The 24,019-nt window shown below is 70.8% G+C and carries 20 protein-coding genes and 1 pseudogene; 8 read left to right on the top strand and 13 right to left on the bottom strand.

What is annotated here, in order from left to right:
- The first annotated feature begins 187 nt into the window (after positions 1-187).
- The gene (locus KK483_RS34215; protein WP_262009100.1) at positions 188-958 is read left to right on the top strand and encodes a DUF427 domain-containing protein; all 771 of its coding nucleotides are present in this window, start codon (positions 188-190) and stop codon (positions 956-958) included.
- 1 nt (position 959) lies between these two features.
- On the opposite strand, the gene KK483_RS34210 is transcribed toward KK483_RS34215, so the two are convergent.
- Both KK483_RS34210 and KK483_RS34205 read right to left on the bottom strand, forming a co-directional pair.
- Positions 960-2,441, bottom strand: coding sequence for an FAD/NAD(P)-binding protein (locus KK483_RS34210; RefSeq protein ID WP_262009099.1), 1,482 nt, complete (start codon positions 2,439-2,441; stop codon positions 960-962).
- Positions 2,442-2,658: 217 nt separating this feature from the next.
- Positions 2,659-3,312 (bottom strand): TetR/AcrR family transcriptional regulator, encoded by a 654-nt coding sequence (locus KK483_RS34205; RefSeq protein ID WP_262009098.1) that lies wholly within the window; start codon positions 3,310-3,312, stop codon positions 2,659-2,661.
- Positions 3,313-3,448: 136 nt separating this feature from the next.
- Between KK483_RS34205 and KK483_RS34200 the strand changes: the two are divergent.
- Positions 3,449-4,901: pseudogene (locus tag KK483_RS34200) on the top strand (FAD-dependent monooxygenase).
- Between the two features lie 60 nt (positions 4,902-4,961).
- Here the strand turns inward: KK483_RS34200 and KK483_RS34195 are convergent.
- The 3 genes from KK483_RS34195 to KK483_RS34185 form a co-directional block, all read right to left on the bottom strand.
- Entirely contained in the window at positions 4,962-6,275 is a 1,314-nt protein-coding gene (locus KK483_RS34195; RefSeq protein WP_262009097.1) for a PP2C family protein-serine/threonine phosphatase, read from the bottom strand.
- A gap of 482 nt (positions 6,276-6,757) precedes the next feature.
- Positions 6,758-8,704, bottom strand: coding sequence for a right-handed parallel beta-helix repeat-containing protein (locus tag KK483_RS34190; RefSeq protein ID WP_262009096.1), 1,947 nt, complete (start codon positions 8,702-8,704; stop codon positions 6,758-6,760).
- Positions 8,705-8,970: 266 nt separating this feature from the next.
- On the bottom strand, positions 8,971-10,140 hold the full coding sequence (locus KK483_RS34185) for a ricin-type beta-trefoil lectin domain protein (protein WP_262009095.1): 1,170 nt from the start codon (positions 10,138-10,140) through the stop codon (positions 8,971-8,973).
- A 373-nt stretch (positions 10,141-10,513) separates the two neighbouring features.
- Here KK483_RS34185 and KK483_RS34180 point away from each other — a divergent pair, with 373 nt between their 5' ends.
- Complete coding sequence (locus KK483_RS34180) at positions 10,514-11,713, top strand: DUF2993 domain-containing protein (RefSeq protein WP_262009094.1); 1,200 nt, start codon at positions 10,514-10,516, stop codon at positions 11,711-11,713.
- A gap of 145 nt (positions 11,714-11,858) precedes the next feature.
- On the opposite strand, the gene KK483_RS34175 is transcribed toward KK483_RS34180, so the two are convergent.
- Positions 11,859-12,917 carry a S1 family peptidase gene (locus tag KK483_RS34175; protein WP_262009093.1) on the bottom strand — a complete coding sequence of 353 codons (1,059 nt, stop codon included), beginning with the start codon at positions 12,915-12,917 and terminating at the stop codon, positions 11,859-11,861.
- Positions 12,918-13,175: 258 nt separating this feature from the next.
- On the opposite strand from KK483_RS34175, the gene KK483_RS34170 reads away from it, so the two are divergent.
- Both KK483_RS34170 and KK483_RS34165 read left to right on the top strand, forming a co-directional pair.
- Positions 13,176-14,279: a substrate-binding domain-containing protein gene (locus tag KK483_RS34170; RefSeq protein WP_262009092.1), complete on the top strand. Its 1,104-nt coding sequence runs from the start codon at positions 13,176-13,178 to the stop codon at positions 14,277-14,279.
- Between the two features lie 245 nt (positions 14,280-14,524).
- Positions 14,525-15,241 (top strand): polysaccharide lyase, encoded by a 717-nt coding sequence (locus KK483_RS34165; protein WP_262009091.1) that lies wholly within the window; start codon positions 14,525-14,527, stop codon positions 15,239-15,241.
- A gap of 99 nt (positions 15,242-15,340) precedes the next feature.
- Here the strand turns inward: KK483_RS34165 and KK483_RS34160 are convergent, their stop codons facing one another.
- From KK483_RS34160 to ctaD, 3 genes are all read right to left on the bottom strand, one after another.
- Positions 15,341-16,318, bottom strand: a complete 978-nt coding sequence (locus tag KK483_RS34160) for an endonuclease/exonuclease/phosphatase family protein (protein WP_262009090.1) — start codon at positions 16,316-16,318, stop codon at positions 15,341-15,343.
- A 327-nt stretch (positions 16,319-16,645) separates the two neighbouring features.
- On the bottom strand, positions 16,646-16,987 hold the full coding sequence (locus tag KK483_RS34155; protein ID WP_262009089.1) for a hypothetical protein: 342 nt from the start codon (positions 16,985-16,987) through the stop codon (positions 16,646-16,648).
- Positions 16,984-18,705 (bottom strand): cytochrome c oxidase subunit I, encoded by a 1,722-nt coding sequence (ctaD, locus tag KK483_RS34150; protein WP_399016280.1) that lies wholly within the window; start codon positions 18,703-18,705, stop codon positions 16,984-16,986. The genes KK483_RS34155 and ctaD overlap by 4 nt, the downstream gene beginning before the upstream one ends.
- A 332-nt stretch (positions 18,706-19,037) precedes the next feature.
- Between ctaD and KK483_RS34145 the strand changes: the two genes are divergently transcribed.
- On the top strand, positions 19,038-19,532 hold the full coding sequence (locus tag KK483_RS34145) for a hypothetical protein (protein WP_262009087.1): 495 nt from the start codon (positions 19,038-19,040) through the stop codon (positions 19,530-19,532).
- Between the two features lie 310 nt (positions 19,533-19,842).
- The gene (locus KK483_RS34140; protein ID WP_262009811.1) at positions 19,843-20,982 is read left to right on the top strand and encodes a PP2C family protein-serine/threonine phosphatase; all 1,140 of its coding nucleotides are present in this window, start codon (positions 19,843-19,845) and stop codon (positions 20,980-20,982) included.
- Positions 20,983-20,989: 7 nt separating this feature from the next.
- Here KK483_RS34140 and KK483_RS34135 read toward each other — a convergent pair whose 3' ends face one another.
- From KK483_RS34135 to KK483_RS34120, 4 genes are all read right to left on the bottom strand, one after another.
- Complete coding sequence (locus KK483_RS34135) at positions 20,990-21,232, bottom strand: hypothetical protein (protein WP_262009086.1); 243 nt, start codon at positions 21,230-21,232, stop codon at positions 20,990-20,992.
- Positions 21,229-21,867 carry a TNT domain-containing protein gene (locus KK483_RS34130; protein WP_262009810.1) on the bottom strand — a complete coding sequence of 213 codons (639 nt, stop codon included), beginning with the start codon at positions 21,865-21,867 and terminating at the stop codon, positions 21,229-21,231. Before KK483_RS34130 ends, KK483_RS34135 begins: the two co-directional genes overlap by 4 nt.
- Before the next feature lie 194 nt (positions 21,868-22,061).
- Complete coding sequence (locus KK483_RS34125) at positions 22,062-22,631, bottom strand: hypothetical protein (protein WP_262009085.1); 570 nt, start codon at positions 22,629-22,631, stop codon at positions 22,062-22,064.
- A gap of 84 nt (positions 22,632-22,715) precedes the next feature.
- Entirely contained in the window at positions 22,716-23,558 is an 843-nt protein-coding gene (locus tag KK483_RS34120; RefSeq protein ID WP_262009084.1) for a LysR substrate-binding domain-containing protein, read from the bottom strand.
- Positions 23,559-23,616: 58 nt separating this feature from the next.
- Here KK483_RS34120 and KK483_RS34115 point away from each other — a divergent pair, with 58 nt between their 5' ends.
- Positions 23,617-24,000, top strand: a complete 384-nt coding sequence (locus KK483_RS34115; RefSeq protein WP_262009083.1) for a DUF5997 family protein — start codon at positions 23,617-23,619, stop codon at positions 23,998-24,000.
- Positions 24,001-24,019 lie beyond the last annotated feature (19 nt).

Here is a 24,019-nt window from a genome sequence, read left to right as displayed (position 1 = left end):
GTGGGGGCAGGCCGTTCACCGGTCGATCTCGGCGATCGATAGCATTTCAGACACATGCCCAGAGTCCCGGTTCCGGGCAGAGGTGCCGTTGTCACGGACGCCGAAGTTGCCCGGGCGCAGTTGCCCGGGCGCAAGGGCGCAGAGGCGCAAGGGCGCACATGGAACGAGTGAACCGAGGTGACCGTCCATGGCGGACGAGAGCGTGCTGTACCCGAGCCTGATCGTCCCGGTCGGACATGTCGAGCCGGTACCGCGGCGCATCCGGGGGCTGATCGGCGGGCGTGTCGTGTTCGACACCCGACGTGCCCTGTACGTGTGGGAGTGGCCCCCGTATCCCCAGTTCAGCATCCCGGTCGAGGACATGGTCGAGGGTGCGCTGACCGACGAGGACCACGTCGAACCACGGGGCGCCGGGCCTGCGCGGCGCCACACCCTGCGGGTCGGATCCGAGGTGCGCGAGGGTGCGGCGTGGGTCTGGGGCGAGGGCGCTCCGGAGCATCTGCTCGGCACCGTCCGTTTCGCATGGGAGGCGCTGGACTCGTGGTTCGAGGAGGACGAGCCGGTCTTCGTCCACCCCAGAAGTCCCTACTCCCGGGTGGACGCGCTGCGCTCCTCCAGCAGTGTCCGCGTGGAGTTGGACGGGATCGTGCTGGCGGACGCGCCGTCCTGCGTGAAGCTGTTCGAGACCGGCCTGCCGACCCGCTACTACCTCGACCGCATGCACGTCCACTGGCCCCGGCTGCGCCGCTCCGACACGGTGACCCGCTGCCCGTACAAGGGGACGACGAGCGGCTACTGGTCGTTCGACGGCGACGTCGCCACCCGCGAGGACATCGCCTGGGCGTACGACTTCCCGACGGTCCACGCCAACGGCATTGCGGGCATGGTCGCGTTCTACAACGAGCACGTCGACCTGTATGTCGACGGGGCGCCGCTGCCGCGCCCCATCGACTCGTGAGTCACGGCCCGGTCACCTCGCGGGAGATCTCCTGGGCCAGCTTCACGATGACGGGCATCGCCGCGGTGATGAACAAGGCGCCGAAGGTCACGTCACCGAGGGCGTAAAAGCACTCCTGCGTCCCGCCGTTGGCGACGAGCCGGCTGGTCTGGCGCTCCACACGGAGTCCACCGTGCGGGTGCGCCGACGCCGCGGATGCCGTGATCAGGGACTCCACCAGGGGCGCGGCCGCGGCGGGTACGCGGTGCGGCGCGACGGAGGCGGCGTTGACCACCGTGTCGGCGTGGATCTGTCGGCTGTCCGTGGCGGCGGTGAATCCCCGGCGGGCGCGGCCGACGTCGTACAGCCCTCCCATGATGTGGAGTTGGCCGGCTTCGCTCATCGCGAGGAGGCGGGCGGCGGTGGTGGGCGGCATCGGGCAGCACAGGGAGTGGATGGCGCGATAGTGGTTCCGCAGGAGTTCGCTGCGGTCCCGGTGCGGCATCAGCGGCCAGACGTCGACGGCGACGGGCAGGGTGTGCTGCAGGATGCGCAGGGCGAGGCTCTGCGAGTGGACCAGGTCCAGTTGTCGCCGCAGTCGGCGCGCGGGGTCCTCGTGGAGCAGGGCGAACTCGGTCTCGAGCTCGGCCGGGTGCTGACCGGCGGACGCGAGTTCGTCGTGCAGCACCTGGACGACATCGGTGAAGCCGACCTGACCCGCACGGCTCAGGTCGTGGAAGCGGTCGGGGGTGAAGTGGCGCATGGTGTGCGCGATCGGCTGCTGGCGGACCGCGGGCAGCACCCCGTGCCGGGACAGCAGGAAGACGGGGCCTTGATGTCCGCCGGCGTGCAGGGAGAGGACCACGTCCGCGGCGGTCAGTCCCGTGCCGAGGACGGCGACGCTGTCGTGCGGGTCGATGCCGGCGAGGGATTTCGACACCGGGTAGGGGTCGGGGATGAATCCCGGTCCCGTTCCGTGCAGCCGGAATCCGTCGTACGGCGCGCCTGCTCCCATGCACAGGACGACCCGGTCGGCATGGTGCTGTGTGCCGCACTCCGTCGTCAGCGTGGCGCCCCCGGCCCCCGGAGCGGCCTGAACGACGCGTTCCCGTACGAGGCGGACCCTCCAGCCACGGCCCCTGAGCCGACCCACGCTGTGGTCCGCCACCGACTCCAGATAGTCGCCGAACAGCGCCCGGGGAGGGAAGGCCGCGGCGTTGAAGGCGTCGGCCTGCACGGTCTCACCGGTCTGTCGCCGGTGGCCGCTCGACAGCCAGCGGTCGAAGTGCTCGCGGTCCTCGGCGCGGACCGACATGGCGCGCGAGGGGAGGTTCACCAGAATGCAGTCGGAATCCCGCTGATAGGGGCGGCCGCGCCACAGCCGGTCGGACGGCTCGAAGACGGTGACAGCGCTCGGCGGACCTGAGGTCCGGGACAGCGCTTCCAGCAGACACACCGCTCCCCCGCCGCCCCCGACCACCGCGATCTCGCGCATGCGGCCCATGCCGTGCACCTTCCGCCGGCCCGCGGCCCGTGCCGTCCGAACTCCGGGGAAGACCCCGGAGACACCTCCCATTCTGCTCCGACGCAGATGGTCGGCCACCCGAGGCGGGCCGGGCGCCGCGCGACGCGGACGCCCGGTACCCAGTGCCCGGTACCCAGTGCCCGGTACCCAGTGCCCGGTACCCGGTGCCCGGTGCCCGGTGCCCGGGAGCCTGGAGTCATCGCTGCGCGGTCAGCTGCCCCAGTCCGTTCTCCAGCAGTGTGAACGCGTGTTCCGCATCGGTCACCGCACCCGGATAGCGGGTGCCGGCCGGTTCGCCGTACGCCAGGCGTTCGGCGTTGTCCTGTGCCAGCGCCCAGTGGACCGCGACGATCTGGACGGCGGCCAACCGCGCCGTGAGTTCCGGAGCGTCCGCCGTCTCCTGCAGTGCCTGGGCGAGCGCTCGTTCGGCGCCGGCCTTGAACCGCTCCATCCGGGCCACCAGTGAGGGCGCGTCGAGGATCATCCGGTGGACCCTGCGCACCTGGGGGTGGTCGTTGAGCCCGGTGATCGGGTCCCGCTCGCGCAGCCCTTCGAGGAAGTGCTCGCGCACCGCGGCCAGCGGGTCGGTACCGGCCGGGCGGGCCCGTACGACGCGCGCGATCTCGGTCTCGTGGTCGGCGAGGCGGTGCACCACGAGGTCTTCCTTCGTGGGGAAGTAGGCGAAGAGCGTGCGTTTGGACACTTCGGCCGCCTCGGCCACCTGGGCCACCGAGACCTGGTTGAAGCCGTGTTCGAGGAACAGCGTGATCGCCGCATCGGAGATCGCCGCGTGGGTCCGCTGCTTCTTCCGCTCCCGCAGCCCTGGCTTGCCTTCGTCCACGGCACACACCGTAGCAGGAAGCTCTCCCGGGGCTATTTCTGCACCTGGTATACATTTACTCCGAGGCGAGAAACGAGACGGAGTGAAGGTGTTGACGGAGACCACGACCGAGGTCGTCATCGCGGGCGCCGGCCCGACCGGACTGATGCTGGCGTACGAACTGGCTCTGGCCGGGGTCGAGACGCTCGTACTGGAGAAGCTGCCGCGGCGCATCGAGCAGGCGAAGGGCGGCGCGATCCAGCCCCGTACCGCCGAGCTGCTGGAATCGCGCGGACTGCTGGATCCGCTGCTGCACCGGGCCGCGTCGCGTGATCCGGTCGGCGGGCACTTCGCGGCGCTGCCCGTGCCCTTGGACTGCACACCCTGGCGGACCAGGCACCCTTTCCCGATCGCGATCCCTCAATGGGAGATCGAGGAAGTGCTCGAAGAGCGGGCGGTCGCCGCCCGGCGCGCGGGTTCTGCACGGAACGGCCGTCTCAGGCGTCGGGTCCGACGACGACGGTGTGGTCGTGACCGCCGACGGGCTGCGGGCGCGGGCACGCTACCTGGCGGCCTGCGACGGCGGCCACAGCACGGTGCGCAAACTGCTCGGACTGCCGTTTCCCGGCAGGCCCGGGACCCATCGGGCGGTGCTGGCGGACATCCGCCTGTCCGCCGTGTCGTCGCTGGTGCCGCACCAGATGGGGCACATGAGCGCCCTGACCCGTCAAGCAGGCGGCTACTGGGCCGTGCTGGCCCCTCTCGGCGGCGACCGGTACCGGTTCACCTTCGGACGCACGGCGCACGGGACGGACCAGGCGGACGCCACCGGGGACAGCCCGATCGGCGACGAAGAGATCACCACCGCGCTCCAGGCCGTGTACGGCCATGAGACCACCCTCGCCGCCGTGGACAACTCCTCGCGGTTCACCGACGCCACCCGCCAACTGGAGCGCTACCGCACGGGCCGGGTCCTGTTCGCGGGCGACGCCGCGCACATCCACCCGCCGCTGGGCGGCCAGGGTCTCAACCTCGGCATCCAGGACGCGTTCAACCTCGGCTGGAAACTGGCCGCGGCCGTCCAGGGCCGGGCGCCGAGCGGCCTCCTGGACAGCTACCACGCCGAACGCCATCCGGTCGCAGCCCAGGTCCTGCACCACACCTCCGCGCAGCGGGTCCTTGCAGACCCGCACCCGAGCAAGGACGTGGCCGCCCTGCGCGACATCTTCATCGACCTGCTGCGACTGCCCGACGCCAACCGCCACATCGCGGGACTCATCTCCGGCCTCTCCCTGCGCCACCCCCCGTCCGGCGGTCATCCGCTCACCGGGCAGCGCATGCCGGACGCCGACCTGGTCACCGATGGAGGCCCCACCCGGCTGTCGAGGCTGTTCCGCGCCGGGCACGCCGTCCTGCTCGATCTGGCCGGTGTCGTCCCCGCCGGCCTCCGGCTCCCCCCGCGGGTCGACCTCGTCCGCGCCACGTGCGCCGACGATCTGGGGGCCGCTGCCCTGCTCGTCCGCCCCGACGGCTACATCCGCTGGGCTGCGGACACCTCCGCCGACTGCGGCGAGACCCTGCTTCGCACCATCGCCGAGGATCTTGCCAAGGTGCACTGAGACGGGCAGCGGCCCCCTCGGTCCGTCACGGCCCGGCCGCACTCACGCGACGGGTGGTCGTCAGGCGCGCTGCCCGGCGCGCCCCGGGCCACCAGCCGCAAGGCGCGGCGGCCGGGTCTCCTTCGGGATGCCGAGCAGGGCTGCGGCCTGTCCGGGGGGATAGGGAGTGGGGCCGTGCCATTCCAGGAGCAGGACGGTGGCGTCGTCGCGGAGGGTGCCGTGGTGGTGGCCGAGGATGCTGCGGATCAGCCGGCGCATCGTCTCCGGGACGGGCAGGGCGTCGGCGTGGTGCCGCATCAGGAAGTCGAGGAAGCCATGGAGGCCGAACTCCTGTCCACCGGGGTTGCGGGCTTCGGTGATGCCGTCGGTGTAGAGCACGACCCGGTCGCCGGGTTCGAGCTGCTCGTGGCACACGGCTGCGCTCAGGCCCAGGTCCGTGCCGAGCGGGTGGCCCGGAGAGCAGTGGAGGTAAGTGATCCAGCGGCCGCCGCGGATGACGACGGGCGGGTGGTGGCCGTGGCTGATCCACCGCAGCATCCCGGTGCGGGCGTCGAGATCGGCCAGGACGGCGGTGACGTAGGCATCCCGGTGGAACTGCTCCAGCAGCACACGCTCGATGCCCGGTCCGATGTCCGGCAACCCCACGCCTTGGCGGCGCTGGTTGCGGCAGGACGCCACCGCCAGGTTGGCCGTCAGGCCCGCCGCGGTGTCGTGGCCCATCGCGTCGAAGATCGCCAGGCGCACCTTTCCCCGGTCGGTCGCGTAGTCGTACGCGTCCCCGGCGACTTCGTAGGCCGGTTCCATCACGGCCCCGATCACCACGTGGTCGTCGGCGTACGCGCGCGGTGGCATCAGCTGCCACTGCATCTCGGCCGCCGCGGTCATCCGCCGGGTGCGCACGAGCCGGGCGAGGAAGTCGCTGTGGTCCCCCCTGCTCACGAGGACCACGGCCACCAGGGCCGCCAGGCACTCCATGTCCTCCACGGTGTGGGCGTCGTCCGCCTCGGTCCTGACGGCGAGCACGCCCAGCCGCTCGCTGCCGTCCAGCAGCGGCACCCACCAGCGGAAACCCTTGCCGTCCGATCCGGGAGCGGACAGGATCCGACCGTACTGGAAGGCCCGGCCCGCCAGGGTGCCGTCCACGGGCAGCTCCGTACCGGAGCCGCCCGGAGCGGGATCCGGACCGGGGTCCGGACCGGGAAGCCGGCGCAGGACACTCTGCTGGACATCGCAGAGCCAGATCGCCACGTCGTGCAGTCCCGCCACGGCGGCATGCCCGGCGACGAGGGACGTCAGGTTCTCGTCCGGCATCAGATGGCCGGCCAGCAGCAGCGCACGCATCATCTGCCGACTGCCCGTGTCCCGGTCCGGCATGGCTGACCTCCTCAACTGGGCCGCCGGGGCGCAGCCGGCGCACCGCACCGGGACGCCGCTTCCGCCGCGTGTGGCACCGCCGCGGCTCTGCCGCTCCCGCCGGCAGGCACCTCCTTCACCGCGGGGAGCACCGAGGGGAGCACCGAGGGGCATCCGTCCGCCGCTTCGGCGCCCGTGGTCCGCCCGGTGAGCCAGGCCACCAGCTCCGGCCACGGCGCAACGCCGCGCCGCGCGCTTTCTTCCATGCTCTGCCAACCCCATACAAGGCCGCGCCGAACACGAGCCCTACGCGGCGGACCGCCCGCCCCGCCCCGGGATGGGTACCCGATTACATATAGGCGCTGATTCCGCCATAACCAGAGCATTTCACCGCATGGTGGGCGAGCCGACCGGCCGCTGCGTGGCGGGACGCTCACCGGCCCGCCCGGTCGGGGTCGGCCGGTCGGGGTCGCCCGGCCGGGCGGGTCGTCGAGATGCGGTCGTCAGTCCGTACCCAGGTGGAGGTCGTCGCAGTGGGCCGCGCCGATGCCCTCGCGGAGGTAGCAGTAGACCGTCGCGGTCGTCGCCGTCGGGCCCGTGGTGAAGGTGACGCTGCTGGGCTGGTAGGCGGTGTCGGTGGTGGAGGGGGCGCGCTGTTCCGGGTTGCCGTGGTTCTTGACGCCGAGCGCCACCTCGTTGCCCGCGCCGGACACCTTGGTCCAGCCGGCCAGCACGTACGTGGTGTTCGGCTGGACGGCGACGACCTGCTCCACGGAGGCGGGCGCCGGCCCGACGCGGGCGGAGTAGCCGCCGCTGCGTGCGCTGCCGGTGGCGGCCGAGGCCGAGTTGTAGGCGGTCCAGGGGGTGAGCGCGGCGGTCTCGAAGCCGGGGTTGGCGAGCAGGTTCGGGTGGGCGCAGCTGCCGTCGTGGAAGACCTCGGCCTGGTGGGCGCCGACGTCCGGGCGGCACTGCTGCGGGAGGCCGCCGCCGTAGTAGTCCTTGCCGCCGTTGCCCGCGACACGCACGCCCGACTTGCGGGCCGGGGAGCCTGCGGCGAGGTGGACGTCGCCGGTGGCGGGGGCGGCCAGCAGCGGATCGGCGGTGATCTTTCCGGGGTCTGCGGGCTCGTTGGACGCGTGGTGGCCGTGGAAGACGTTGTGCTGCCAGCTGTGGTCGGCCGCGGTGTAACCGAAGCCGCCGGTGCCGTAGTTGGCGAAGATGTTGTTGGACCAGGCCACCTTCGTCCCGGCGATGGTCTGCTCGATGATCTTCGATGTCGAGCCGGAGGGGAGGAAGAAGGTGTTGTTGTGGAAGTGGGCCCCGTCCTCGCCCGCCGCGAGCAGCACGCGGGAGCGGTCGTTGACGCTCACGTTGTAGCGCACGACGGTTCCGGTGGACTTGGAGCCCGCCCCGCACTTCCCGCAGAGCAGCATGAAGCCGCCCTCGTTGTCATGGCTGTAGTTGTACTGGAAGAGCGCGTTCTGCACGCCGAAGTCGGCGTCGAAGGCCATCCCGTCGTTGCCGCCGGGGCGGCGGACCCTGGAGACCTCGTTGTACTGGATGACGGGGTAGTCGCTGTTGATCGTCCAGATGCCCGCGTTGTTGCCCGCCGAGCGCATCCAGATGTCGTACGCGGTGTTGCGCTCGACCAGGCCGCGGTGGGTGACGCGCAGCACGATGCCGTCGCCGCCGATGTCGTGGACGAGGTTGCCGCGGAAGACGACGTTGGTGGAGGCGAGCCAGTTGCGGGTGGAGCCGCAGCCGTCGCCGGTGCCGTAGACGGCGCGGCACATCTGGCTGGAGGCCGTGGTCAGGCCCTCGCGGTCGACCCGGTGGATCTCGTTGTTCTCGACGAGCACGTCGTCGAACCGGGTGGGCACCGCGGTGCCGGAGACCCGTATCTGGATGCCGTTGGAGCGCTTGGAGTCGTCACCGGAGACGTCGTGCACGTAGAGGCCTGAGAGCACATAGTGGTGGCCGGTACCGAAGTCCTCCAGCTCGACGAGGACACCGTTGCGCTCGGCCTTGGTGGCACTGGTGTTGGTGACCTCCAGGTCGCGGACCTCCCAGTGCTCCACGTTGTACAGGTGCACCGCCGCGTAGACCTGCCCCAGCCCGGCGATCACCGGCCTCGCGCCGCCGCTGCCGTACGCCCCGACCGTGACCGGGGCTCCCGCGCTGCCGGAACCCGTCGGCTTCAACTGCCCGGTGCAGGTGGCGCCGCGCCTGAAGAGGAGCTGGTCACCGGGGGCGAAGGTGTGGGCGTTGACGGAGCCGAGGCTGTTCCAGGGCGAGGCGCTGCTGCCCGTGCCGTCGGCCGCCGCCGAGCAGTCCACGTAGTACGCGCCGGCCGCGGGGGCGGCGGCTGCCGGGGTGGCGGCTGCCGGGGTGGCGAGCGCGAGGGCGGAGGCGGTCAGGAGCATGACGATCACGTACACCAGCCGTCTCACGTGCGGGCTCCTCGGGGTGAAGTCGACGCGTGCCAGGAGAGGGGCAGAGGGAAGTTACGGACGGGGGTGACGGAGGGTCAAGTTCCTTGGCACAATTGATCGTTTCGATCGCTCGGCGAGCCCAGGGGCAGGGGTCCGGCCGCGGGGTCGGCGCGGCCGCGGGTCGCGGGTCGCGGGTCACGGGGCGCGGGTCGCGAGTCGCGGGTCGCGGATGCGGTTGTGCCGGGGGTGCGGTCCTGGCCGACCGCACCCCCGGCGATGAGGAGCTACGCCGGAGTGACCGGCACCTGCCACTGCTGAGCGGCCGCGCCCGTGCAGTCGGCGATCTGCAGCCGCGTCCCGTTGGCCGACGCGCCGCCGACGGGCTCAAGGCACCGCCCCGACGCCGGGTTCCGCAGCGTCCCGCCCTGGTGGCGCCACTGCTGGTTGGCGCCGCCGTGGCAGTCGTAGACCTCCACGGGCGTGCCCGCGGCCGTGCCGCCGCCCTCGATGTCCAGGCAGAGCCCGCTGATCATGTGCACGGCTCCGTCGCCCCCCAGCACCCACGCCTGGTTCCGCTGGGCGAGGCCCGGCGAGCAGGTGTAGAGGATCACGGCCGCACCACTGGTGTTGCCGCCCTCCGCGTCCGCGCACTTGCCGCCCACGCCCTTGATCGACCCACGCACGGACTGCCCGATCCCGTTCGTCTGGACGCTCCCGCCGCTCGTGACGTCGATACGGGTCATGCTCTGGCACGAACTGCTCGGGCTCGTCGAGGAGACCGCGGCCGTCACCGCGCCGCCGTTGCCCTTCGGCAGCCCGAACGTGGCCCGCGAGTATGGCTGGTCGTAACACGTCAACTGGGGGTCGCCGAACTCGAAGTACTCGGTCCAGTCCACCATGCCGCCCGTCGCGATCTGCGTCGAACCCGCCCTGATGGACCCGAGCTTCAAGGAGGCGCCGGTGGTCTCGTCGGTCACGGTCACACCGAACCACCGGTCGCCCTCGTGTGCCACGCGGAACGCGTACGTGTGCCCCTGCGCCCAGTCGTGCCGCATCCGACAGCTCTTGCCGACACCCTCGCCGCCGAAGTCGAGGCAGTAGCTTCCGGCGGAGCCGAGCTTGGCCTCCGTGGCGTCCCAGAGCGAGAACAGGAACGTCCGCTGCTGGCCACCGTTGGACTGCATGCCGGTGTACGCGCCGTTGCCCTGGGTGAATCCGAACTGATGGCTCCAGAAGATATTGGCGGTGTACCCCGGGTCCTGGTCGACGGTGGTACGGAAGGTGACGTCGGAGAGCCCGCTCACCCCGCTCCAGCTGTAGTGCGTGTACGAACCCGGGGCGTCGCCCGCGGCGGACGCGGGCGAGGCCAGCGCCACCGTGGCGGCCCCGGCGAGTACGAGCGCCCCCAGTCCGGAAGCGAGTCTTCGCAGGGCACGGGAGAGCCGGTGTGTCATGGCGGTGAACCTCTCGTGAGGAGGAGCAGCGACCGAAGCCGCGCAACCGTAGCCGCCGCAGAAATCGCTTACCAGCGAGAGGACATGGGGAAACTCGCTCACCATCCGCACCGCGGCCGCAGCCTCCGCGAGGCCCCTCCCCCGCTCCCCCGCGAAACCACGAACCGCGAACCCGCGAACCCGCGCGCGAGCCGTCGGCCGTGCGCTCCAGGGCGAGCAGGCAGAGCCTCACCGGGGCGGAGGCGGCGTCCCCCGTTCGTCGATGGCGTGCCGGCACAACAACTGAAGGGCTCCGGGAGACGCGCTCGACCTCCGGACTTGCGTTCGAGGGTGGTGATCGTGATGGGATGAGGCGATGCGACCCGCCACACATGTGACAACGCATCCACACGATCCGTACGCAGAGCTCGCACAACCGGCCGACCCCGAAGAGGATTTCGACGATCCTTCGGGCCGTCGCGCGGGCGAGGGGCCTGCCGGTCTCGATCTCCCCTGGGAGGACGAGGCGGAGGCCCCGACGCCGCCCGACCGCCGGGGCGGCAGCCGCCTCGTCTCCTTTCACGGCGTGCTGAGACTCGCCGTGCACACAGCGCTACTGGCCACTCTCCTCGTCGTCTGCGACCGCCTGGCCGTGATGTACGCGGAGGAGCAGGCCGAGGACAAGATCCAGGAATCGCTCGGGCTCGGGGCCCGCCCGGACGTCGACATCGCGGGCTTCCCCTTCGTCACCCAGGTCGTCGGGCAGAACATCGACCAGGTCGATCTCACCATGCCGGACGTGGCCGCCGACAAGGTCTCCCTGGCCGAAGTGCACGCGAGGGCCGAGGACATCCGCATCGTCGGCGATCTGCCGACCGCCGTCCAGGGCGCCGTGGTCGAGCGGATGGACGGTGACGTACTGCTCTCGTTCGACGACCTCAACCGCGAACTGGGCGCCTCCCAGATCAGGTTCACCAACGCGGGACCCGGTGATGTGCGCATCTCCGGATCGCTCCCCGTGGCCGACCGCACCGTGAGCGTCCGGGCGGAGGCACGCGTCGAACGGCGAAGCGACCGCGCCGTCTCCACCACGGTGGAGGACATACGCCTCGACGTCCCCGGCCTGTTCACCTACCGGCCCGGCAAGGATCCCGCCCGTTCGGGGCTGTACCTGCATCCGGAAGCGGCCGCGCGTATCAGCCACGAAGCCGCGCGGGCCAAGGAGTTGCTGGCCCTGCCCGCCGTGGTGGAGCAGCTGGGCATGCCCCGGTCCCGGATCGACCAGGCGCTGCGCGACGAGAAGGAGCTGAGCCGGCTCACGGGCTCACCGCGCTTCCTCCACCAGCTGACCGGGGTCAACCTGGTCGACCTGGTCGCCGATCACCCCTGGCTGCTGGAGAGGGCGGGGATCGACCCCCGTCTCATCGGCGCCCTGCTGGAGATGAGGCCGCCGGAGCTCTCCGACCGGCTGTCGCTCTCGTTCGAACTGCCCAAGAGCATGCCCGGGGACATACGCCTGCGGGACATCGTCGTGAAGAGCGAGGGGATCCGCGCCGATCTCACGGGAACCGGCCTGACCTTCGGCGGTGCCTGAAGGGCCCCTCGCCGGCCCTTCCCCCAGCGGCCCCGTCGCCCCCGCGACCAGGCCGCTGGGGAAGTCGGCGGCCGGAAGCGCTCCGGCCGCCGGCCCCCGGCTCCGCCTGCCTGCCCGCCTACCGCCTACCGCCTACCCGCCTGCCTCAGTACACGCTGAGCCCGTACGCGCTCAGCGCTTCCTTCACCGGCTGGTAGTACTCGGTGCCCGGGCTGGCGCAGGTGCCGCTGCCGCCCGAGTGGATGCCGAGCGCGACGGTTCCGGCCAGATAGGGGCCGCCGCTGTCGCCCGGGTCGGCGCATGAGTTGTTGGCGACCATCCCGTAGACCGGCCCCGCGGAGTAGTTGACCGTGACGTTGACCGCGGTGACCGTGCCGCTGCGCCGGCCGGTCTTGAAGCCGCTGCGCTCGATGGCCTGGCCGACGTACGAGTCTCCGGCGGAGGTGATGTCACGGTGTGTGCCGGAGAGGTTGACGTCGCCGGGGTGCGTGACCGTGCTGTCGTACTGGATGGCGCCGAAGTCGTTCGTCGGGAAGTCCGAGCGGGAGGTGGGCCCGATCCGTGAGCCGGAGTACGTCTCCCAGATGCCGCCGCCGTCGGTGCAGTGTCCGGCGGTGATGATGTAGGTGTGGCCGCCGCCCGAGACGTTGAATCCGGTGGAGCAGGCCGAGGCGTCGTTGTCCATGTACTCGCCGCCGGACTGGTCGGTGCTCAGCACGCCGCTCTCGTACTCGATGCGCGCGGCGTCGCCGATCTTGGCCGCGGCAGCCTTCAGCGCGTCGAGTCCGGCACCTCTGACGGTGCTGTCGGCAGTGATGAGGACCTGGTTGGTGACGGGGTCGATGCCCCACGTGGTGCCGGCGATGTGCACGGTCCTGTCCAGGGTGGTCTTGGCCGCGTCGAGTTCGGCGCCACTGCGTTCGACGAGTCTGGCCACGGCGGCGGTTGCACGCACCTCCTCGGCTGCGGCCTCGTCGGTGACGGTGACGACCATCCGGTTCGTCGCCACGTCGCGGTAGTAGCCCGCCGTGTCGTCGGCACCGAGCCTCGCCTCAAGGGCTCGCAGCGTGTCCACGGACCGGAACGAGGCCATCAGCGGTGTGGGGCCCGCTGCGTTCGCGGTCGGGGCGGCGAGGCCCGTGACGGCCGAGAGCCCGGCCGCCGCCGCGACCAGACCGGCGCGCCCGCCTATGGAGCTGTTCACTCAAGTCTCCTCTTGGTGGGGGGAGTTGACCTTTATTTGAACGTGTTCCTGTCAAGCGGGCAGGAGTATTCCGGTGGTCTGGACCACAGGGCAAGAGGGCGACAGGATCCGCCCGCACCCGCTCGCGGTGGCTCGCCCGCGGACCATGCCGTTCGAACATTCGGTCATCGGCCGGTCGGACGGTCCGCCTTCGAGCTACGCTCCCTTCGACCGGTATCCGCCGGTCTCCGGCCGTGGGTCGCTGGCGAGAGGGCGGACATGCGCGAGAGCGTGGAGGATCGGCACACGCGGATCCTGCGGCTGGTGCGGGAGCGGGAGAGCGTGCGGGTGACCGAGCTCGCCGCCGCACTCGGCATCTCGGTGGAGACCGCGCGCCGTGACGTGACCGCGCTCGCCGACGTGGGCCGCGTCCGCAGGCTCCACGGCTCGGTGGCCTGGCCGACCGCCCCGCTCAACGCACGCGACGCTCGCCTCGCCCGCCAGGCGCCGACCCCGTCCCCCAGCGGCCCGGTGCTCGGGATGGTGGTGCCGACGGCCAACTACTTCTACCGATCGGTCATCCGCGGCGCCCGGGAGGCTGCCACCGCGGCGGGCGCACGCCTGCTGGTCGGCACCACCGACTACCACCCCGACCAGTACGCGACGCGGATCAGGAGCATGGTCGCAGCCGGTGCCGACGGCCTACTGCTGACTCCCTGCTGGGCCATCGACGGTCCCACCGAGAGGGACGCCGCGCAGCTCGCGGAAGGGAGGGTCCCCACCGTCCTGGTGGAGCGTCAGATACCGCTGGGCCTGCCGGGGGCGGACCTCGACCGGGTGGCGTCGGACCACGCCGGGGGCGCCGCACTCGCGGTGCACCACCTGGCCGGTCTCGGCCACCAGCGGATCGCGCTGCTGTCCCGGAGCACGCACACCTGGCCCCATATCCGCCGCGGTTACCACGCCGCGGTGGACGCGCTCGGCCTCTCCGACGACGACATCACCCTGACCGAGCCCCACATCGGGTACTTCGACGCGTTCGAGCGCCTCGCCGACCTCCTGCTGGAGCTCCTCTGGTCCGAAGGCGTGCGGGCCGCGATCGTGCACACCGACATCGACGCGACGAACCTGCTCCAGCGGCTGCTGGCCCAAGCGATCCACATTCCCCGGGACTTCGCGCTCGTCTGCTACAACGACGAGCTCGCCGGGCTGACCGACACACCCCTCACCGCGGTCTCCCCCGCCAACCACGCGGTCGGCGAGACCGCGGTGAAACTCCTGCTGCGCCGCCTCGAAGACCCCGAGGTCCAGCGCTCCACCATCGAGTGGCTCCCCAAGCTCGTGATCCGGCAGTCGTGCGGCGCCTCCCCGACAGCCACCTGACGCCCAACACCCTCCTCGCAGCCACCGTGCGACCGATAACTGACCGTTTCGGGATGGAGTCTTGACGGTGCCGAATACGGACGCCCAGGCTGCGCTGGGTCGGCAGCCCCGCCGTGCACAGGAAAGGTCGGCTCCCCCCCCCCATGGCTCCTGCCTCAGGTCGCCGTGCCGTCCTCGCCTGACCCCGGCCACGGGGTTCCGCCCGACCGGCCACCCCATCCCTCCCCCCACACAAGGAGAAGACAATGCAACGACGCGGTCTCCGCGCCAGGTACCTGCTCCCCCCGGCCGCCGTCGCCGCCGCCCTGACCCTCGTCACCGCGAGCCCGGCGAGCGCCTCCGTCCTGTGGGACGGCAACGCGGACAAGGGGCTCGGCGTCTTCGCCGCGATCCTCTGCGACGGCGGCGTCTCCCGCGTGCACACCTGGGGCGACAGCCACGGCAATTTCTTCGAGTTCAACAAGGTGCCCGGCGTCGACCGCTGCGAGGGCCACAGTCTGGCCGGCGCCGAAGGGCAGCTGCAGAACAACCGGACTCTGTGGTTCGGCTGGTCGCTCGCGACGAAGACGGGCAACGCCCAGACGGTCTTCCAGTGGAAGTCCAACGGCACCAACGACCAGAACCAGCAGAACTACCCGGTGATCATGAAGGTCGAGGACAACCAGCTCAAAGCCTGGTACGTCTCGCCGGGCGAAACATGGAACGCGATCGGCAGCCGCGACTGGGAGGAGGGCTCCTGGCATGCCATCCAGATGAAGATCACCACCAGTTCGGGCACCGGTGGTTCGATCGAGATCTACCTGGACGGCTCGCTGCTCGCCTCCCGCTCGAACGTCCGCACCTGGGACGACCTCGGCAACAAGCCCCGCTGGGGCACCTACGGCTCGACCATCGCGAGCGTCGGCTCACAGAGCTGGGTCGACGACCCCAAGATGGGGACCACGCTCGCCGACGTCGACTGACCCGGCCCCGGCCGGAGTGACCCGGCCCTGGTCACCGCCACCGAACAGGGCTGCCGGCCGGCACGCGGACGCGTGCCGGCCGGCAGCCGGGAAAGCTGATCAGTGGTGGTGACGGTCGGGCGTGGACACCCGGAAGGTGCTGAGCACGGCCTTGTGGTCGGTCGGCCAGGTCCAGCTCGGCTCCAGGAACTTCTCCCGCCCGGACTCCTCCACCCGCTCGTTGCGCACGATCGTGGTGGACGGGCCGACGACGACGCTGTCGAGAAGGCGGATCCGACGGTCCGGGTGGTAGAAGATGAAGTCGATCCGGTCCCGCTCGTCGGCCTTCGGCGCCCAGGTGAGCTGGCCGGGCTCGGCACCCGGGTTGTCGCTCGGCCACGTGAAGCCCGGCGTACGAACGGGGTCGGGGTAGACCTCGCGGTAGCTGTCGCGGAATCCGGCGTCCTCGATCGCCTTGGTCGTCGTCCACTCGACGACGGTGCCGTTGTGGTCGAACAGGTTGCGCGTCCGGCGGGTCCAGTCCCGGTGCGACGGCTCGTTGAAGTCCCCGGCCAGCACGGTGAGCCGGCCGCGGCGGCGCTCCTCCGCGGCATCCGCCAGAACCGTCTTCGTCACCTCGGTGCGCCCGGACGCCTCGTTGAGCCGCATGATCAGGTCGACGTCGGTGATGGGACCGGTCGGGATCTCGTCCCAGCCGTACTCCGACGTCTCCAGGGGTGCCGGCGTGCCGCCGCCGTAGCCGCGCGGCAGGTAGTTGGCGTAGTAGCGGTACTCCAGGTGCCCGGAGTAGGCCGCGACCTCGGTGCCGTCGACCGAGATGACCGCCTTCGACCAGTACGGGAAGGACTTGTGCTCGATGATCGGGTAGCGCGATATCACCGCCGGGTCGGTCGGGTTCGCGTTGTCGAAGTAGGTGAGGCCGCGGTCGGCGAGGTCGGCCAGCATGTTGGCGACACGCTCCGGAGTCGACTCGCTGAGCATCACCACGTCCGGCTTGACCGCGGCGATGGTGTCCGCGATGCCGGCCCGGCCACCCGCAACCTGGCTGCCACCGAGCCAGATGTTGAACTGCAGCACCTTGAGGGTTCGGCAGGAGGGCCGGTGTCGGCTCTCCGCGCTCCGGGGCGCGGCCTCGGCCATACCCGCCCCCAACACGCCCGCCCCGACGGTCGCGCCGACCATTCCGAGCAATTCACGACGCCTGACCATCCATGACCTCCGCTGAGCACTAAACGTCCATTACCCGAGCACAATGTGGCCCGGCCTGGGACGAAGTGTTGAAGCATCGATCGTACGATGAGTGAACCTGAGCGAAACTGTGCGAGTTGCATACCTTTCGGCATGACGACGGCCCACGACCGCGACCAGATGTGGGCTCACTCATCCGGACTCACGACGCACGACTCACGTGCGCAGCAGTTCCCACACCACCAGGAGACAGGACACCGTGCCGAGCGTGAGTGCGAGCGTCCGCCGGCGCAGACGCTGGTAACGGGCCTCGTATTCGGCACGCAGTTCGATGCACCGGCCGGCGATGCGGCGGGTCGCCGCCTTGGCCATGTCCACGCGGGCGCGGGCGTACTCCTCCTCCAGGTCGCGGCGCTCGCCGGTGGTGAGCCAGGACAGCCTGTCGCAGAAGGCCGTGGCTTCCCTGCGCGCTTCGGCCAGTTCGGCCTGCCAGTAGAGGTAGCCGTCGAGCTGGTTCAGCCCGCCCTGGATCCGGTCGTCAGGGGAGCGACGGCTCACCGCAGTTCCTTCCCCGGGCCGCTCGCACTCGGCAGCTGGGCTGCGCCGTGCTCGGTCTCGGCGATTTCGGGGTGGTGCAGATCGAACGCCGGGGATTCGGAGCGGATCCTCGGCAGGGTGTGGAAGTTGTGGCGCGGCGGCGGGCAGGAAGTGGCCCATTCAAGCGAGCGGCCGAAGCCCCACGGATCGTCGACCTCGATCTTCTTTCCGTACTTCTCCGTCTTCCAGACGTTGTAGAGGAACGGCAGGATCGACATGCCCAGCAGGAACGCACTGATCGTGGAGATGGTGTTCAGGGCCGTGAAGCCGTCGGCCGCGAGATAGTCCGCGTACCGCCGCGGCATGCCCTCGGCCCCCAGCCAGTGCTGGACCAGGAAGGTGCCCTGGAATCCGATGAACAGCGTCCAGAAGGTGATCTTGCCGAGCCGCTCGTCCAGCATCTTGCCGGTGAACTTCGGCCACCAGAAGTGGAATCCGGCGAACATCGCGAAGACCACGGTACCGAAGACGACGTAGTGGAAATGGGCGACGACGAAGTACGAGTCGGAGACGTGGAAATCCATGGGAGGCGAGGCCAGGATGACGCCGGTCAGACCGCCGAAGGTGAAAGTGACCAGAAAGCCGACCGCCCAGAGCAGCGGGGTCTCGAAGGACAACGAGCCCTTCCACATCGTGCCGACCCAGTTGAAGATCTTCACACCGGTCGGTACCGCGATCAGGAAGGTCATGAAGGAGAAGAAGGGCAACAGCACAGCACCGGTGACGTACATATGGTGGGCCCACACCGTCAGGGACAGACCGGCGATCGCGATGGTCGCCGCCACCAGGCCGATATAGCCGAAGATCGGCTTGCGGCTGAAGACCGGAACGACCTCGGAGATGATACCGAAGAACGGCAGGGCGATGATGTACACCTCGGGATGGCCGAAGAACCAGAAGAGGTGTTGCCACAGCAACGCGCCGCCGTTGGCGGCGTCGAAGATGTGGGCGCCGAACTTGCGGTCCGCCTCCAGGGCCAGCAGGGCCGCGGCCAGCACCGGGAAGGCGAGCAGGACCAGCACACCGGTCAGCAGCACGGTCCAGGTGAAGATCGGCATCCGGAACATCGTCATGCCGGGCGCCCGCATGCAGATGATCGTGGTGATGAAGTTGACCGAACCGAGGATCGTGCCGAAGCCGGAGAGCGCGAGGCCCATGATGGCCATGTCCGCGCCGGGATTGGGCGTGTGCACCGCGTCCGAGAGCGGCGGGTACATGAACCAGCCGAAATCCGGGGCGCCGTTCGGGGTCAGGAACGAGGCGGCCGCGATCAGTGAGCCGAAGAGGTACAGCCAGTACGCGAACATGTTCAGCCGCGGGAACGCCACGTCGGGCGCGCCGATCTGCAGCGGCATGATCCAGTTCGCGAATCCGGCGAACAGCGGCGTCGCGAACATCAGCAGCATGATCAGGCCATGCATCGTGAACGCCTGGTTGAACTGCTCGTTCGACATGATCTGCATGCCGGGACGCGCCAGTTCGGCGCGCATGAACATCGCCAGCAGACCGCCGAAGCAGAAGAAGGCGAAGGACGTGACCAGGTAGAGCGTACCGATGGTCTTGTGGTCGGTGGTGGTCAGCCACTTCACCACCACACTGCCGGGCCGCCTGCGGCGGGCCGGGACCTCGTTCTCGTACGAGTCGTCGGCCAAGGTGCTGGACGGGGACTCCGAATGCATGGCCACGCGGGCTCCTGGTGATTCTCGACCTCCATGCCGACCCGGCACTGGTCCGACCGGGTCAGCACACACTTGCGATGCCTTTCTCCCCCACCAGGACCTGTCGCGGCATTCCCCACACGCTCGTGTCACCTGATGGGAGACACACTCCTGAGCCACCTGGGCGACAAGCGCGGGATCCGAAGGGCTCGGCGATGTGGAGGTCCGGGGCGGCGGCTCGGCGCCCTTAAGGGTGAATCAGACGTCCACGACGAGTTCGATCATTGACATCACATCGCACCATGCGAAATCTGAGGCGCACCGAAGAAACCGCGTTCATGAGGCGAGGCATCATGGTTTCCCATTCGAAGTGGGCGATGGCGGCGGCGACGGCATTGTCGCTCGCGACTCTCGCGGGTTCCGCCTCCGCGTCCAGCGAAGCGCACGCCCCGGACCGGCACGGGTACGTGAAGCGCACGGAGGTCATCCGGCTCACGTCGACGGGCACGGGAACGACGATGGTCGACAACGGGGCACCGGGGCGCGGGATCGGCGATCAGATCATCATCACCGCGGACCTCTTCCGCAGAGGCATCGGCTACGGCACCGAGGGCGCGGTGTGCACCCGGGTGTCGGCGGACACCACCCACTGCACCGGCACCTTCAGCCTTCGCCGCGGGCAGGTGACGTGGCAGCACCTCCAGACCACCCCGATCGGCACCCCGCCCAGCGACTTCGACCTCGCTGTCACCGGCGGCACCGGCGCGTACGCCACCGCCCGCGGCTACGGTCACGTCGAGGCCATCTCCCAGTCGGGCGGAGCCCTCACCCTCTACCTCGTACGCTGATCCCGCCGCCGTCGCGGGCTCCGCCTCGGTGCCGCCGGCGGCGCCGCATTCCGCGGCGCGGGCTGGTAGCCGGTCGGCCGGCAGGATCCGTGCGAGCCGCTGCGCGCAGCCCGGAGGCGTCACGGCCCACACGCTCGACGCGCGGTCGGCGGACCGGCTCCGGGAGCACGCCACCGCAGTCGTCAGGGGCTGAACGGCCGAGCCCGCTTCCCTGCCGACGGCCCCCGCGCCTGCCGCGATTCGAGCGGATGGTCACCACGCGTGACCGGACGTGATCGGTTCAGGCTGGATGCCGGTTCTGCCATATATGATGCATTTTGTGATCACGCCCGTGCGGCTGCGGCGCCGTCCTCCGCCCTACGGCGGCCAGTGGAAAGCTGCCCTGCTGTCACCGGTGATCCTGACCCTGCTCATCACCGCCCTGGCGTTCTCCACACCGAGGGAGATCGCCTTCAGCCGTCTGCTGCCCGCCGCCCCCGCCCTCGCGGCGGCGATGTGGCCGGTGCTCCCCACGGTCCTGCTGGGCATCTTCTGCCTGATGGTCATGATCGGCCTCAGCTTCGTCTACACCGACCTGGGGACGCCGTACACGGCCGCCGCGATCGTCGCGGTCACCCTGGCCGCCGCCTACGCGAGCCGTGTCCGGCTCCAGCGGGAGGAGGCCCTCTTCCACATCCGGCTCGTCGCCGACACGGCCCAGAAGGTGCTGCTGCGCCCGCTGCCGCGCCGCATCGAGGGCGTCGAGGTCGAGTCGCTGTACGTGGCCGCCCAGGAGCAGGCACGCATCGGCGGTGACTTCTACGAGGCGGCCGCCACGCCGTACGGGGTCCGGCTGCTCATCGGTGACGTGCGCGGCAAGGGCCTGTCCGCGGTGGGCGCGGCCGCGGCGGTGATCAGCTGCTTCAGGGAGGCCGCGTACGACGAGCCCGACCTGCGGGGCATCATCCACCGCCTGGACACCAGCATGACCCGCCACAGCGCCGCGTTCCCCGCCCAGGACCTGCCGGAGCGCTTCGCGACCGCACTGATCGCCGAGATCCCGCACGGCGGGGGCTCCGTGAAACTCCTCAACTGCGGACATCCACCGCCGCTGCTCGTGCGGAGGGGGGACATCCGCGTCCTGGAGCCCACCACCGCGTCGCCGCCGCTCAATCTCGCGGCGCTCATCGGGGACCACTACTGGGTCGACACGGTCGCCCTCGCGCCAGGTGACCAGCTGCTGCTCTACACCGACGGCGTCACGGAGACCCGGGACTCCAACGGCTCGTTCTTCCCGCTGCCGGACTGGGCGCGGCGGCAGGGTCCGGCGCCGCCCCGCGAGCTGCTGGACCGGCTCCACCGGGAGCTGCTCCGCTACAGCGGCGGCCGGCTCGGCGACGACATCGCGGCGCTCGCCGTCCGGTATCCCAACGCCGGGTCCCCGCAGCCCCCTGCGGCGGGGCCCCGGTAGCCGTCGGTCAGACGCCGAGCAGGGTGCGGAGGTGGGCGCAGGCCCCGGCCTCGGTCGAGTGCTCGGCGACCGGTTCGTACGCGCCCCGTTCGTACACCCCCGTCTCCCAGCCGTCGCCGCCCGGCCGCGCGCGCAGGTAGACGAAGTCGGGCGGGGTGGGGGCCGGTTCGTGGACGCCCTCGATCCAGTAGTGCCCTGCGGGCACTCCCGCCTCCCGGAGCTCCCGTGCGAGTGACTGCCGGTCGCTCACGCGGGGAGGCGCACCAGATAGCCGTGGTCGAGCAGCCACATGACGTTCAGGCGCCGGCCCTCGCCCGGGTCGAGGAAGGCCGGGTCCAGCATGATCTGGTGTCCGCCGCCCGGCTGCTCGAACCAGGGGGCGATGGAGCCCTGCCAGGCGACGAACGGCCGGATCACCTCGTACATGTGGTAGTCGCAAGGGAAGGCCGCGTCCCGGGTGTTGAGGTTCTGCGGGGGCAGCGCACGCTCGGCGTACGGGTCGCCGGCCGGGGCGAGGTACGAGCCGGACTCCGAGCCGAACCTGTCCAGACGCTCGCCCTCCGCCAGCAGCTCTGGGGCCTTGTCGACAACGCCGTTGACCTCCGCGAAGCCGTCGTTCGGCGGGTACTTCCAGCGGCCGGCGCCGGCCGGGCCCTCCCAGTACTCCTTGAGGAACGCGGCCGGGGAGAGCTTGCCGGTGCGGTCGTAGCCGTCGAGCAGGGGGCCGACGGGCCGCTGCCGCTTCCCGGGCAGATGCTCCGGGCCGAGCCGCTTGTCGCCCTCGAACGCCCCGGTGCAGTCGGCGGGCGCGGCGGCAGCGCCTACGGGCTCCGCCGGGGCCGCCTGGGCGGTGGGGGCGGCCGCGAGGGCGGCCGTGAGCCCCATGGCGGCGAGGACGGCGCGGATCCTCAGGTCGGTACGGCTGCGCTCCACTCGGGACTCCTTCGACGGGGACGATCGGTGCGGCAGCACACGGTAGTCAACCTACGACGGAGAGCGATCACCCGTGGACGGGAATCGGCCATGCCGAAGCGCCTGACGGGGCTTCTGCCCGTCAGGCGCCTTTCGCCCGGCCTGACTTACGCGTCGGCTTCCTCGAACCGGGCGTCCAGAACCGCGTCGAGTTCCGCCGCCCACTCCTGCAGCACCGCCCGCGACGGTGCCTCGACGTCGGTCCGGAACCAGCGCCGGTCGGAGATGTAGACCGTGACGCCGAAGCGGCGCCCGAACCGGGGGGTGTCGATCTCCACCGCGCCGATCTCGTCCCAGCCGAACTCGGCCACCTCCTCGTCCAGTCGGAAGGTGACGCCGGTGCGGTCGGCGACGATGGCGCCACGCCGGTCGGACACCTCGAAGACCGGCCCGTCGTCGTCCTCGGCGCCCTCGTCGTCCCTGTCGTCCCGGTCGTCCCTGGCGGGGGCGTCCTCGTCGTCGGCGGAATCCGGCTGCGGCGTCGCGTCGGCGGGCTCCTCGGCCGCGGCGGCGTCCACGGGCGCGGTGCCGTCGGCCTGTTCCGTGGCCACGTCGTCCGTGTCGGTGGACGACTCGGGCGCCGACTCGGTGCGCGGGGGCACAAGGCCGGGAATGTACGCCGGGTCGAGACCGGCGGCGGGCACTGGCGGGGTCTTTGAACCTATGTGCTGATCCACGGGGGCAGTATGGCCGACGCAGCTGTGCGCGTCCCAACGGGGGTGAGACGCAGGCGTGGTCGGGACTGCGGTCGGGAACCGCGGTCAGGAACGGCGGCGCGGCTTGGCGCGCCGTCCGCCCTGGGCGCCGCCGGACGCCCCCTTCCGGGAGCTGCCGCCCGTCGACTTACCCGTCGACTTACCCGCCGACCTGCCCGTCGACCTGCCCGTCGACCTGCCCGTCGACTTGCCGTCCGCCGTCCGCCGTTGTGCCGTGGTGCCGCCGGAGCGCCGGCCCTTCTGCTGGTCCTGTGCCGGCTTCTCCGGCGACGAGGGGCTGCGTCCGCGTGTGCTGTTGACCGTGCGGCCGCGGACGATGCCGATGAAGTCCTCGACCAGATCCGTGGTCCGGTCCTCGGGCCACGACAGTCCCACCCGGGACTGCACGACGTCGGTGAGCGGCCGGTAGGTCAGATCCCTGCGGTGGTGCAGACGGGCCAGCGACTGCGGCACGACCAGCACGCCCACGCCCGCGGCCACCAGCTCGATGGCGTCCGCCGTCGTGGCGGGGCGCTCGATCGCGGGCCGACCGGGGAGCCGCTCCCAGTCCAGGGTGTCGTCGAGGGGGTGGAACACGACCTCGTCGGCCAGGTCCTCGGCGCGGACCTCGTCGGCCGCGGTGATGACGTGGTCCTTCGGGACCACGACCACGGTCGTCTCGGTGTAGAGCGGGATGACGCTGAGGTCCGTACGGTCGATCGGCAGGCGGAGCAGTCCGGCGTCCGCGTCACCGCGGCGCAGGAGGTCCGGGGCGTCCGCGGCGGACACCGTGAGCAGGTCCAGGGGAACGTCCGGCAGCCGCTCCTGCCAGATCCGCACCCACTTCGCGGGCATGACGCCCGGGACGTAGGCGAGCCTGAACGAGGGGGTTGCTTCTGCGCCTGTCACCTGGCCAGATTACCGGGCGTGGTCGGAGCAGGCACACACCCTCGATATCCTTGACCTCATGACGTCGCACCGCACCACCCAGACGATGAAGCCCGCGACCGCGGCGAAGAAGCTGGGCGTATACCTCGAAGCCACCCCCAAGGAGTTCCAGGAGGGCGTCGTCTCGCGCGACGAGCTGAACGCGCTGCAGGCCGATCCGCCCGAGTGGCTGCGCGAGCTGCGGCGCAGCGGTCCGCACCCGCGGCCGGTGGTCGCAGCCAGGCTGGGCGTCTCCATCTCGGGCCTCGCCCGCGGCGGGGTCACCGAGCCGCTCACCACGGAGCAGATCGAGGCGCTGAAGAGCGAGTCGCCCGAGTGGCTGCGAAAAGAACAGGCCATTCAGGCCGAGGTCCGCAAGGAGTCCGCGCGGATCAAGGAGAAGCAGGCGGGGCAGGCCGACTAGGGGGCCGGTGGATCAGGCT

Source organism: Streptomyces sp. FIT100 (assembly GCF_024584805.1).
Classification (GTDB): Bacteria; Actinomycetota; Actinomycetes; order Streptomycetales; family Streptomycetaceae; genus Streptomyces.
The sequence above is the reverse complement of the archived record's forward strand: the minus strand, read 5'-3'. Positions and strand labels throughout refer to the sequence as shown.